This is a genomic window from Advenella mandrilli (assembly GCF_016595155.1).
GTDB lineage: Bacteria > Pseudomonadota > Gammaproteobacteria > Burkholderiales > Burkholderiaceae_B > Advenella > Advenella mandrilli.
The window spans coordinates 89,082-101,809 of record NZ_JAENGP010000013.1 but is presented as its reverse complement, the minus strand read 5'-3'; the positions used below and the strand labels follow the sequence as shown (position 1 = coordinate 101,809).

The window sequence follows — 12,728 nt, the reverse complement described above, 5'->3', positions numbered from 1 at the left end:
GGACTTCTTAATAGCCGTTATTAAGATAACAACGGACTTTTATCCGATTGCATCCCGGCACTACACCATATTTCCAGTTTATCGCGCAATTGCCCAACCGCCTGCTTCAAATCACCGGAATTGTCCAAAAGAAAGAAACTGAGTTGCTGCAAGGACAGCTTATTTTGCAATACTTGCTCAAAGCAGCTGTTACGTTCTAAACGCAAGGTGATTTCCTGCAAGGATTCCCGCCCCCGGTTGACCAGACGTTGCCTGAGCAGTTCGGGCTTGACGGCAACCAGCACGATAATGACATCGGGATATAACTGGCTTACATGAGTACAATAAGAACGCGAACCGTTAACCAATACCGTTTTTCCTTCCGCCAGATGACGGTCAAGGTCTTTCGGAATACCATAGGCCAGGCCGTTGGCCCGCCAGCTCATGGAAAAACCGCCCTCGGCCTCGATCTGCTCAAATACTTGCATCGAGACCGAATCCGCCACTTCACCCGGTGAGTTTTCAGGTCGGGTAATGACCCGTTTCATGATGATGCAATCGTCTGGCAAACCGTTTTCCAGAGCCTGCAACAGGCTGTCCTTGCCACTACCCGAAGGCCCTACCATGTAAACCAGTTTTCCCGCCATTAGAACACCCTGTTCCCTTCGCGCCAGACCTGACGCACCACAAACTGAGAACCGGCCTGTGCGACATGAACCAGATCCGCCCGCAAACCCAGCCTGATTTCACCGCGATCACTCAAATTGGCGGCGCGTGCCGGCAGCAGGCTAATGGTGGCGACGGCCTTGGGCAAATCGTAACCATTTTCCAATTCGCTCAGCTTTTTAACCGCCTGCAACAGGCTGGCCGGATAATAATCGCTGGACAGAATATCCAGTACGCCATGGCCGGCAAGATCTGCGGCGGCAATATTGCCGGAATGGGAACCGCCCCGTACAATATTGGGCGCCCCCATCAGTACTTTCATGCCCAACTGATGGCTAAGCGTGGCCGCTTCATGCGTGGTGGGAAATTCTGCAATTTGCATGCCAAAACCGGCCGACTCTGTCACATGCTCATGAGTGGCATCATCATGGCTGGCCATGGAAAGGTTTTTTTCCTGGCAAATACCGGCAATCTTGCGACGATACTCAACACTGTATTTTTCGGCATTGATGCGCTGGCGAACAATAAAATTTTCCATCTCGGCATCGCTCAGGTGATATTTGCCCTGATAATACTCACGGTATTTCTCGTATTTGACAAACTGGCGCTGCCCGGGCGTGTGGTCCATTAAAGAAACCAGTTTGACCAGCTCATGGTCAACCAGACTCTCAAAAACCTCAAGGGTTTTTTCATGACTGACCTCACAACGCAAATGCAGTCTATGATCAGCACGCGTATGGCCGCCCTGATTAGCCTTGCCAATGGCATCTACCATGCGTGGCAATTGCATCATACGGTTGCCCTTGGGGTTCACATCTCCAATTGATAGCGCATCAAACACCGTGGTAATGCCTGAGCCGATAATTTGCGCATCATGGGCCAGTACGGCAGAATCTGAAGGCCAGTCTACACCCGGGCGGGGGTTCATGTATTTTTCCAGATTATCGGTATGCAACTCGATAAATCCTGGCATCAAATAGTCACCGTTCAAGTCCTGGGCGGCCGAAAGCTGACTCTTTCCTTCGCTGATCTCGCTAATAAGGCCATCGCGAACCACTACCGTACCGGTAAAGACGTCATCGGCCGTGACAATTTTTGCATTCGTGTAAATCTGTTCATGCGGCATGACTGGACTCCTGGGCATTCATATCGATATAACGGTCGGCCACCACATCACGGGCAGCCTTGTCATGGAAAATACCAATGAGCGCCGAACCCGCCTGTTTGGCTTCTGTGATCAAATCCAGCACCACCTGACGATTAACGTCATCGAGCGAAGCCGTGGGTTCATCCAGCAGTAAAACCGGCCAGTCAACCATGAAGCCACGGGCAATATTGACCCGCTGCTGCTCACCACCGGAAAACGTGCCGGGCGCCAATGACCACAAACGCTCGGGAATATTCAGACGCTGCAGCAAGGCCTTGGCCCGGCTGCTTGCCTTTTCAGTACTCCAGCCCCGCTCCAGCGCTGGTTCCATCACGATATCCAGACACGTTACACGTGGAATCACCCGCAAGAACTGGCTCACGTAACCCATGGTTTCGCGACGTACCGCAATAATTTCACGCGGCTCGGCCCCCACCATGTCAAACATGCCACCCCGATGCAGAATACGGATACTGCCACTGGCAGGTAAATAGTTACCGTACAGCGTACGCATCAGGGTTGATTTACCCGCCCCCGAATGACCGTGCAAGACAACGCATTCCCCTGCCTGTACGCTGAAACTGATGTTTTTCAACACATTCAGGACAACGCCCTGTTGCTGGTGCAGCGTAAAGGTTTTATTTAAATTTTCAACTTCAACAATTGTTTGCATCACACTCACCTTAAGACTGTAAAACAGATGAAACCAGCAACTGGGTATAAGGATGCTGCGGGTCATCCAGGATCTGGTCGGTCAGGCCGCTTTCCACCACTCGTGAACGACGCATCACCATTAAACGGTCGGCCAGCAAACGGGCCACGGCCAGGTCATGGGTCACAATGACCACAGCCAAGTCCAGTTCACGCACCAGGCGGCGCAGCATGTCCAGCAAACGGGCCTGTACCGATACATCCAGCCCGCCGGTGGGTTCATCCATGAAAATCAGACGGGGGCTGGAAACCAGGTTACGGGCTATTTGCAAGCGTTGCTGCATCCCGCCCGAAAAGGTGCGGGGCAAGTCATCAATACGGTTGGCATCAATTTCCACCTGATTCAGCCAGCTCAGCCCCTGCTCTCTTAAGGCACTGTAATTACGTACCCCCTGTGCCATTAAACGTTCGCCAATATTGGCACCGGCTGACACGCCCATACGCAGGCCATCACGCGGATTCTGTTCAACAAAGCCCCACTCAGTACGCAGCAGGGTGCGACGCTCGGCTTCGCTACTGCTGTACAGGTCAACCAGCTCACCCTGCTTATTGCAGTAGGTGATATTGCCATCCTGGGGCTGGCTGCGACCCGACAAAACGCTTAACAGGGTGGATTTACCGGAACCGGATTCACCCACAATGCCCAGCACCTCGCCAGGATACAAATCAAAGGAAACATGCTGGCAACCTTTATCGGGGCCAAACAGCTTGCCCAGTTCCCTTACCTCAAGCAAAGGCTGCCTGCTTGCGCTTTGTGTTGTTTCAATAATTGAAGGTAATGCCGCCATTACTGTTTCTCCTGCTCTGCAACCCGCTGGCCGCAATAATCGGTATCCGAACACACGAACTCTCTGGTGCCCTGGTCATCTACAATGATTTCATCCAGATAAGAATGGTCGCAACCACATATGGCACAACTCTGATCCCATTTTTGCACTTCAAACGGGTGATCTTCAAAATCAAGACTGCTGACCCGGGTATACGGAGGTACCGCATACAGCCGTTTTTCACGACCGGCACCAAACAGCATCAGGGCCGGACTCATGTCCAGTTTGGGGTTATCAAACTTGGGAATCGGTGACGGGTCCATCACATAACGCTCATCCACCATCACCGGATAGGCATAGGCCGTGGCAATATGGCCGAACTTGGCAATGTCTTCATACAATTTCACATGCATCACACCGTAATCATTCAGGGCATGCATGGTCTTGGTTTCCGTTTCCGAAGGCTCGATAAAACGCAAGGGCTCGGGAATAGGTACCTGATACACCATGATCTGGTCTTTTTTCAGTTCGGCCTCGGGAATCCGGTGACGGGTCTGGATAATCGTGGCGTCTCCGGTTCTTTCGGTTGTTTGCACTCCGGCGGTGGTGGAAAAAAAGCGCCGGATGGACACCGCGTTGGTGGTGTCGTCTGCTCCCTGGTCAATGACCTTGAGCACATCTTCTTCACCCAGTACGGCAGCGGTTACCTGTATGCCACCGGTACCCCAGCCATACGGCAAAGGCATTTCACGGCCGCCAAAAGGCACCTGATAACCCGGGATAGCCACAGCCTTAAGCAGGCCACGGCGAATCATGCGTTTGGTTTGTTCGTCAAGATAGGCAAAGTTATACCCTTCTGCCTGGGCCGGACGGTTCTGGTGTTCCAGGCTGCTTATCATGCCTGCTTCTCCTGTATAGAATATTCTTCACTTATTGACTGCTCTTGTGCATGCATTTTGCGGATCAGTTCCAGCTCTGACTGGAAGTCAACATAGTGCGGAAGCTTCAAGTGTGAAACAAATCCGGCCGCCTCTACGTTGTCACAATGCATTAATACAAACTCTTCCTGCTGGGCCGGTGAGGTAATTTCCTCGCCCAGTGCCTCAGCGCACAGGGCACGATCCACCAGCGCCATACTCATGGCCTTGCGTTCGTTGTACCCAAAGGCCAGCCCATAACCACGGGTAAACTGGGCCGGCTCGGTTTTGGAGCCAATGAACTGGGTTACCATTTCACACTCGGTCACTTCAATATCACCCAGCGGCACGGCAAAATCCAGTTCTTCCGGCTCGATCCAGACCTCGGTAAAACCAATCCGGATTTCACCGGCAAAGGGGTGGTTACGGCCATAGCCACGCTGGGTTGAATAAGCCAGTGCCATCATGAAGCCTTCATCACCACGGGCCAATGCCTGCAAGCGCTGCGTCCGGTTAGTGGGAAAATCCAGCGGCTCACGGGTAATATCCGGCACGTCCGCCTGGCTGTTCTTTTCAACCCGCATCAGGCCTTCTTTTTCCAGCAGCTCAAGTACTCGGGGACAAGGCTCGGCCTGCAAAGGTTCCTGTGACGGTTCGGGTAAGGCCTGCCCCTCTGCCAGCAAGGTGAAATCCAGCAAGCGGTGGGTATAGTCAAACGTGGGGCCCAGCAATTGTCCGCCCGGCAAGTCCTTGTAAGTGGCAGAGATACGGCGCTCCATTTGCATCTCACTGGTTTGCAATGGCACTGACTCGGTAAAGCGGGGCAAGGTCGTACGATAGGCACGCAGCAGGAAAATCGCTTCCAGCAAGTCACCCGCCGATTGTTTAATGGCCAGTGCCGCCAGCTCTTCATCATACAAAGAGCCCTCGGTCATGACCCGCGCCACCGCCAGACTCATTTGTTCACGAATCTGCGCCACTTCAAGCTCGGGAATGTCGGTAGAACCACGACGTTTTTTTGCCAGCAGGTAATGGGCGTGATCAATGGCTTTTTCGCCACCTTTTACAGCAACATACATGGTTAATTCTCCACCTGAAAGTTGACTTGCGTACTGCGTGACAAGGCCATGATCTGCTCACCGGCAATAAAAAACATATCAATACCGCAAGGAAATGCAGTCACTGCCTGACGGATTTGCCAGAAAGCCTTATCCACCGGCAAACAAAGCTGTCTTTGCGTTTCAATACCAGGCCCCTGCCAGAGGGTTGGCAAGCCACCCTCAAAAGAATCCAGTTGAATAAGGGCCGTGCAGGACAGTTCGGGGTCGCGGTCGGTTCCCGCATTAAGGCTCGCAATAACCCCCGTTTCAGCGGCCAGCATCAGGGCAAAGTCGGCATCCTGGGGCTGTTCTACCACCGGGCAGGCACAATGAAAAGCCAGGTTGGCCCTGATGGCAGGTGTATCCAGTGCCGGGCTCAGCCATACCGCCGTATCGCTATCAAGCAGGGTCAAGGCTAGGGCATAACTGGCCGGTGCCAGCGTATCCAGCGTTTCAACCAGACGGAGTTCATAAGGCAGGCCGGGTTCGGCCATGGCCTTCAGGGCCAGCCGGAAACTTTGCTGGGAACCGCTAACCGGATTGTCAAAAGCCGGTTTCAAATAGTGTGAGTTCATTGTTTTAATCTCCGCGAACCATCGTAAAGAAACTGACTTTAGAAGCGGCTACATCTGCTTCTCTTTGCAAACGTTGCTGTTGCTGCTGTTGTTGTAGCGGCTGGATTAAGGTTGCCATCCAGTGCGCCTGCTCATTGCCCTGCAAATGGGCATCGGCCAGGGCAGCCAGCTCGGCATGCTGTTTATTGCGCCCGGCAATGTAGCTGTACCCGGTACTGCCATCATCCAAACGAACCACACAACGGGTAACGGTCATTTCACCGACATTGAAAGCCTGTCCGGTGCCACCGCTGCGCCCCCTTACCATGACCATGCCGGTTTCGGGGGCACGGATTTTGCGGTAGGCGCTACGGGTCAATGCTGTTTCAAAAGACATTAATGCATCACCGGCCTTTGCCAGTACTTGCATCCATTGCTGGCGCAACGTTTTATTTGCTTGAGCTGTCATGCTCGTTGACTCCATTAATAAAAACCTGATATTGAAAATGATCGGCACGACTGACGCTGAAGGACAATTCCATTGGCCTGTCATGTTGATCCTGGGATAAGGTCTGAATGGTCAATACCGGTTGCTGCTGGGACATCAGCAAGCGGCTGGCTTCATCTACCGTGGGCATGCGGGCACCGATCAGGCTGAATTTACGGGAGAGTTCACACCCCCGCTCTTTCAGATAAGACCGCATGGAGCCCTTGGCATAATCCTTTAATAAAAAATCATAGCGTGTTGAAAAGTGATGGCTGATCAGGCTGACCGGCTGTTCTTCGATAAACCGGAGGGTTTTGTACTCAAGCACATCTTCACCCTCGCGCAGCTCAAGATGTTTGATTTCATCCGCGCTGGGGCTGCGCTGGTAAACCTTAAGCAAACGGGCTTTAGCGCTATAACCCATGGCACTGAGCGCATCGCTATGCGCACTGTTGGCCTGGACCGGATAAGGGATGGGACGGTTCAGCACTTGGGTTCCCTTTCCCTTGATACGTAAAACACAGCCTTCCTGCACCAGCACATCCAGCGCCCGGCGTACCGTATGCCGATTCACGGCAAAACGTCTGGCCAAAGGCAGTTCACCGGGCAGGAAATCACCTGCCTGATAAATGGACAGCTCCGCCCTGAGCGTGGCTGCCAATGTCAAATAAACCGGACCTTCCTGTCTATACAAGTTCATGTTTGAAAACGGGCAGTTTCTACCTGCCCCTTATCCCTTAAAGCTTAAATAAAGAAACGGCGTAATCGCTGGGAAATCATGTCGATCACGCTAACCGCGACAATAATGATCAGCAGGATGGCTGCACTTTGGCCAAACTGAAAACCACGAATTGCCTCCCACAGCAAGACCCCGATACCACCGGCACCCACCATCCCGACCACCGTGGCCGAACGTACGTTTGACTCAAAGCGGTACAGCACATAGGAAATCCATAAGGGCATAACCTGCGGAATCACACCAAAGATCACTTCTTGCAAGGCACTGGCACCGGTGGCCCGCACGCCTTCAACAGGACCGGGATCAATCGATTCAACCGCTTCGGCAAACAGCTTGGCCAGCACTCCGGTGGTGCCCAAAAACAGCGCCAGGGTTCCGGCAAAAGGCCCCAGACCAACCGCCACCACAAACAGCATGGCAAAAACCATTTCATTAATAGAGCGCAAGGCATCCATCAGGCGGCGTACCGGCTGATTAATCCACCACGGCACGATATTGGCCGATGAAAGAATACCCAGCGGAATACCGGCAATCACCGCCAGCACCGTACCCCATACGGCAATCTGGATCGTGATGATCATTTCATGCAAATATAAGCGCCAGTCGGCAAAGTCTGGCGGAAAAAAATCGGCCGCAAACTCCATCATGTTTCCGGCGTCTTTCCACAGCTGGACCGGATTCATTTCCGCCCCTTTCCAGGACCAGGCCAGAATCGCCAATACCAGGCCCCATCCCAACAGGCTAAGCAGGGAATTACGCTGCGGCTTTTGTAAATTTACTTGTGAAGTAAGTGTTGTCATATCTTTTCTGTATTTATGGTGCATGGCACCAGGCCACGCACCTTTTCAAATCCTGCTACGGCAATCAGGACTGTTTCGCATCCATTGCTTTCAGGCTGGCAGCCAGTTTTTCCAGGTCTTCGTCCAGTTTTTTCAACTGGGTCTGTTTGTCCGCGTCTGACAGTTTCTCGTCAGCAGCCACCTGGTTACGCTGTTTGAACAGTTCCAGCTGACGGATAGGCAGCAACTGGTCATTGCTGGAAGGTTTGAACTTGGCCCAGCTCAAGGCATGCAAGACAGCCAGCTCTTCGGGTTTGTCACCATAGGTGTCAAAGAACTCGGTAAATTTTGTCTTGACCTCTTCAGGCAGGTTTTTACGCCATACGATCGGATCGGAAGCGATTAATGGAGAGCGCCAGATTTCCTTGATTTGTGCCGCTTTTTCAGGGTTTGATGCGTGCAGGCGATCCAGGCTTTCGGTATTGTTGGTAGCCACATCAACCTGTTTATTGGCCACTGACAGGGCATTGACCTCGTGGTTGGCATTCACGGTGCGCTTGAAAATCTTGCTGGGGTCAACGTTGTTCTGGGCAAAAACGTAATAGCTGGGTACCAGAAAACCGGAGGTAGAGTTAGGGTCACCATTACCAAAATTCAGGCTTTTGGCATTCTTGAGCATGTCTTCCACATTATTGATCGGGCTGTCTTTATGCGCGATCAGCAGGCTCCAGTAACCGGGCTTGCCATCTTTATCAACGGTTTGGTAAATCACCTCGCCATTGGCGCGGTCAACCGCTTCCATGGCCGATTTATTGCCATACCATGCAATATCAACTTTATCGAAACGCATGCCCTGGATAATGCCGGCATAATCAGGCGCAAAGAAAGCCTTGATTTCATAACCGGTTTTTTTGGACATATCAGCCAGGAACGGATCCCACAACTGCCTTAAGTTTTGTGAAGACTCGGTGGAAATAATACCAAAATTGATTTCCTTTTTATCTTGGGCATAGGCCGCACCGGCTGTCAGGGCTGCCGCCAAAAGGGAAATTCCTACACGCTGGGAAATAGATTTAATCATCGTTTATCTCTGGTCTCAGGTTATAAATACAAATGAATGAATAGTGCAATACAACTATTTCAGGACTGGCTGCTCTCAAGCGTTTTCATACGCAATGAGATTTTTTCCAGCTCGGCATCCAAAGGAGCGACTTGCTCTTCTTTCTGCCCGGAACTTAACTTTTCATTACCCATGATCGCCGTACGCTGCTTGAACAGGTCCAATTGACGGATGGGCAATAACTGGTCATTGTTGGAAGGTTTGAATTTGGACAGGTCCATGCCATGTAATACCTCCAATTCGGCCGCCTCATCACCATAGGCATCAAAGAAGGCCTTAATGGCGGTTTTGGTTTCATCGGAGATATCTGTGCGCCATACAATCGGATTGTCGGGAATCAGGGGGGATTGCCAGATCACTTTCAGCTTTTCCGCCTTATCGGGATGGCTGTTTTTCAGGCGCTCCAGACCAGAGGTATTAAAGGTGGCAACATCAAGCTGCTTATTGGCCACAGACAGGGCATTGACTTCGTGATTGCCATTCATTGAACGCTTGAAAATCTTGTTGGGTTCAACATTGTTCTTGCCAAACACGTAATAACCCGGTACCAGATAACCCGACGTAGAGTTCGGGTCACCGTTCCCGAAGTTCAGGTTCGCCGCCTGTGCCAGCATGTCTTCAACGCTGTTAACAGGGCTGTCTTTATGGGCAACCAGCAAACTCCAGTACCCGGGCTGGCCATCTTTACTAACCAGCTGGTAGATCACCTCAGCCTTGGCACGGTCCACGGCTTCCATGGCCGAGTTATTGCCAAACAGGGCCAGGTCAACTTTATTGAAGCGCATGCCCTGGATAATGCCGGCATAGTCGGGGGCAAAGAAGCTTTTTACCTGATAGCCGGTTTTACGTGACATATCTTCCAGCAAAGGTTCCCATTTGCTTTTCAGGTTTTGGGAAGACTCGGTTGAAATAATGCCGAAATTCAGTTCTTTAACATCTTGTGCATGGGCGGCACCCGCCACCAGACAGGCAACTACAGGCAGGGTTTTTAAGGTTTTATAGAGATTTTTCATTAACATTTATTTAGTTTGAATTTAAATTATGCAACTTTGCGTTGCACTTCCTTGATGGAAGCCTCGGGCTGTTTTTCCCGGTTTTCCTGATGATCGGAGAACAATAGGTTGGTACCCAGCTCGGCACCGTATAAATCATTCAGGAAGCTATTGGTCAGGCCGTTAATAGGGCCATCAAAATATTTCTTGCCTTCTTTCAGGGCAACCGCATGCTTGCAATACTTCACCGCATAATCCACCTGATGCAGCGTGACAATGACGGTTTTGCCGTCTTTTTGATTGATATCGGCCAGGGCATCCATCACGTTACGGGCAGACTCCGGATCCAGTGATGCAATAGGTTCATCGGCCAGAATAATTTCAGCCTGCTGGCACAGCGTACGGGCAATCGCCACACGCTGCTGCTGCCCGCCTGAAAGGGTTGAGGCGCGTCGATAAGCATGCTCTAGCAGGCCTACCCGCTCAAGTGCCTGTAAAGCGCGTTCTTTTTCTTCATGATTGAACAGGCCCAATGTGCCACGCAAACGGGACATGCGACCCAGACAGCCCAGCAATACGTTCTGTAAAACGCTTAAGCGCCCCACCAGATTGAACTACTGGAAAATATAGCCAATCTCGGAGCGGACACGACGCACGTCACGGCTCAGGTGGCCATTGGCCTGCACGGTCTTGCCAAGTGCGTGAATGGTGCTGCCACTTTGACGATCGGCACTGACAAGACCGGCCAGATGACGTAATAAGGTTGATTTCCCGGAACCGGAAGCACCAATCAGTGCCACCATGGCCCCTTTGGGGACATCCAGTTCCATATTGAATAAAACCTGTTTTGAACCAAAGGTTTTATTCAGATTCTGTACTTGAATTGATGTAGCCATTTTGCTGCCTTTTTAACAAAGGAATTTTTATGAGATGGCTGCATCTTAAAGACTGGATGTGACAGGACGGTTAATAAATTATGACAATTCTGCAATATTGCCGGCTTTTTTATCGCCAAAAAATAGACAAGTTAAAACTGAAAATATCCCTATCTATCTATTTATTAAAAAAGGGAATTACTGCTCTCGCAGCAATTCCCTTGAACAATTTAACTAGACAAGTTGCTAAAAAATTAATTAACCAAAAAGCAGGTATACGTAATTTTTGCAACTTTTATACCCTGGTGATTGAAGCCAGGCTAGCCTCGCATAGTCACGAACTCTTCAGCAGCAGTAGGGTGAATGCCAATCGTGCTGTCAAACCCGGCCTTGGTCACCCCGGCTTTAACAGCCACGGCAAAGCCCTGAATGATTTCACCGGCATCATCACCCACCATATGCATGCCAACCACCTTGTCGGTCGCCACTTCCACAATCAATTTCATGAATACACGGGCAGTGCTGCCACTTAATGTGTGTTTGAGTGGGCGGAATTCAGAACGGAACACCCGGATATCACCAAATTTTTCTTTGGCATCTTCTTCTGAATAACCCACCGTCCCGATATTGGGATGGGTAAACACGGCGGTGGGTATATATTCATAGCTCATTTTCTTTTGTGCATCACCAAACAAATCATCAACCAGCACCATGGCCTCACCCAGGGCCACCGGTGTCAGCTGGATACGGTCGGTGACGTCACCCAGCGCATAAATGGATGGAATTGAAGTTTGATAACGCGCATTAACCTTGATCGCGCCTTTTTTACCGGTTTCGCCGCTTAGCGCTTCAAAACCCAACCCATTAATATTGGGTACACGGCCCGTTGCATATAAAATCTGGTCTGCCACCAATACTGAGCCATCCTCCAGGGTTGCTTTCAGGCCTTCGGCGGTTTTTTCAATTGAAGCAATATTGGCATTGACCCTTACATCAACACCGGACTTGCGCATTTCATCGGCCACAAAGTCACGGACTTCACGGTCAAAGCCACGCAAGATTTGTTCGGAGCGATAAAGCTGAATCACGCGCGCACCCAGCCCATTGAAAATAGAGGCAAATTCGCAGGCAATATAGCCCCCACCCACCACCAGCAAACGTTGTGGAAATTCGGGCAGATCAAAGATGTCGTTAGACGTGATGACATATTCTTTACCCGGCACATCGGGAACGGTTGGCTTGCCACCGGTCGCGATCAGGATATGCCTGGCGGTATAAGTCTGGCCATTATCCAGCTTGACAGTGTGCGGGGCTTGCAGGGTTGCCCAGCCACGGATAAGCTCCACACCGGCACCCTTGAACAGGTTTTCATAAACGCCGTTAAGACGGCTGATTTCTGTTGCCCTTTGCCGTTTCAGGGTTTCCCAGTTAAGTACCGGTTTTTCACCTTCCCAACCATACCCGTGGGACTCTTCAAAGGCTTCCGCATAATGGGCGGCATAGCTGTACAGTTTTTTGGGAATGCATCCCAGGTTCACGCAGGTGCCCCCCAAAGGAGCCCCTTCGGCAGCGGCAACCCGTGCACCTGTTTGAGCCGCCATACGCGCAGCCCGGACGCCACCACTGCCGGCACCAATTACAAACAAATCAAAATCAAATTTATTCTGTTCACTCATTATTTGTTTCCCACGTTAATCATCCGGTTCATTATACGTGCTTTGCCATGATTTCATGATTAAAGGAAAATACCCGCTCTGCTCGCCCGGCAAAACCAACAGGCTGCATGCTTTCATTGATTGAAAAATTGATTTATTACATTAAAATAATGCACTAATTAGTTGTTTTAAAACAATATATTTTAAATTAAATGCTTAATTAACAAGCCCAAACCTTTA

At 50.9% G+C, this 12,728-nt stretch carries 13 protein-coding genes and 1 pseudogene; all 14 read right to left on the bottom strand.

All coding sequences use genetic code 11. The features are described 5' to 3' along the window. Positions 1 to 20 precede the first annotated feature (20 nt). Entirely contained in the window at positions 21 to 626 is a 606-nt protein-coding gene (gene phnN, locus JHL22_RS11980; protein WP_200237749.1) for a phosphonate metabolism protein/1,5-bisphosphokinase (PRPP-forming) PhnN, read from the bottom strand. Next, positions 626 to 1,771: an alpha-D-ribose 1-methylphosphonate 5-triphosphate diphosphatase gene (locus tag JHL22_RS11975; RefSeq protein ID WP_200237746.1), complete on the bottom strand. Its 1,146-nt coding sequence runs from the start codon at positions 1,769 to 1,771 to the stop codon at positions 626 to 628. Before JHL22_RS11975 ends, phnN begins: the two co-directional genes overlap by 1 nt. Then, positions 1,761 to 2,465: a phosphonate C-P lyase system protein PhnL gene (phnL, locus tag JHL22_RS11970; RefSeq protein WP_234041261.1), complete on the bottom strand. Its 705-nt coding sequence runs from the start codon at positions 2,463 to 2,465 to the stop codon at positions 1,761 to 1,763. The genes JHL22_RS11975 and phnL overlap by 11 nt, the downstream gene beginning before the upstream one ends. A gap of 10 nt (positions 2,466 to 2,475) precedes the next feature. Continuing rightward, on the bottom strand, positions 2,476 to 3,291 hold the full coding sequence (phnK, locus tag JHL22_RS11965) for a phosphonate C-P lyase system protein PhnK (RefSeq protein ID WP_200237743.1): 816 nt from the start codon (positions 3,289 to 3,291) through the stop codon (positions 2,476 to 2,478). Next, positions 3,291 to 4,169: an alpha-D-ribose 1-methylphosphonate 5-phosphate C-P-lyase PhnJ gene (locus JHL22_RS11960; protein WP_200237740.1), complete on the bottom strand. Its 879-nt coding sequence runs from the start codon at positions 4,167 to 4,169 to the stop codon at positions 3,291 to 3,293. The genes phnK and JHL22_RS11960 overlap by 1 nt, the downstream gene beginning before the upstream one ends. Then, positions 4,166 to 5,266: a carbon-phosphorus lyase complex subunit gene (locus tag JHL22_RS11955; protein WP_200237737.1), complete on the bottom strand. Its 1,101-nt coding sequence runs from the start codon at positions 5,264 to 5,266 to the stop codon at positions 4,166 to 4,168. The genes JHL22_RS11960 and JHL22_RS11955 overlap by 4 nt, the downstream gene beginning before the upstream one ends. Before the next feature lie 2 nt (positions 5,267 to 5,268). Beyond that, positions 5,269 to 5,862, bottom strand: coding sequence for a phosphonate C-P lyase system protein PhnH (phnH, locus tag JHL22_RS11950; RefSeq protein WP_200237733.1), 594 nt, complete (start codon positions 5,860 to 5,862; stop codon positions 5,269 to 5,271). A gap of 4 nt (positions 5,863 to 5,866) precedes the next feature. After that, complete coding sequence (phnG, locus tag JHL22_RS11945; RefSeq protein ID WP_234041260.1) at positions 5,867 to 6,310, bottom strand: phosphonate C-P lyase system protein PhnG; 444 nt, start codon at positions 6,308 to 6,310, stop codon at positions 5,867 to 5,869. After that, on the bottom strand, positions 6,291 to 7,028 hold the full coding sequence (phnF, locus tag JHL22_RS11940) for a phosphonate metabolism transcriptional regulator PhnF (RefSeq protein ID WP_200237727.1): 738 nt from the start codon (positions 7,026 to 7,028) through the stop codon (positions 6,291 to 6,293). Before phnF ends, phnG begins: the two co-directional genes overlap by 20 nt. A 44-nt stretch (positions 7,029 to 7,072) precedes the next feature. Further along, positions 7,073 to 7,867, bottom strand: coding sequence for a phosphonate ABC transporter, permease protein PhnE (phnE, locus tag JHL22_RS11935; RefSeq protein ID WP_200237724.1), 795 nt, complete (start codon positions 7,865 to 7,867; stop codon positions 7,073 to 7,075). A 64-nt stretch (positions 7,868 to 7,931) separates the two neighbouring features. Then, on the bottom strand, positions 7,932 to 8,927 hold the full coding sequence (gene phnD / locus JHL22_RS11930; protein WP_200237721.1) for a phosphonate ABC transporter substrate-binding protein: 996 nt from the start codon (positions 8,925 to 8,927) through the stop codon (positions 7,932 to 7,934). Between the two features lie 59 nt (positions 8,928 to 8,986). Further along, on the bottom strand, positions 8,987 to 9,979 hold the full coding sequence (gene phnD, locus JHL22_RS11925; RefSeq protein ID WP_200237718.1) for a phosphonate ABC transporter substrate-binding protein: 993 nt from the start codon (positions 9,977 to 9,979) through the stop codon (positions 8,987 to 8,989). A gap of 26 nt (positions 9,980 to 10,005) precedes the next feature. After that, positions 10,006 to 10,788, bottom strand: a pseudogene (gene phnC, locus JHL22_RS11920) (phosphonate ABC transporter ATP-binding protein). Between the two features lie 365 nt (positions 10,789 to 11,153). Next, entirely contained in the window at positions 11,154 to 12,509 is a 1,356-nt protein-coding gene (gor, locus tag JHL22_RS11915; protein ID WP_200237715.1) for a glutathione-disulfide reductase, read from the bottom strand. Positions 12,510 to 12,728: the final 219 nt, after the last annotated feature.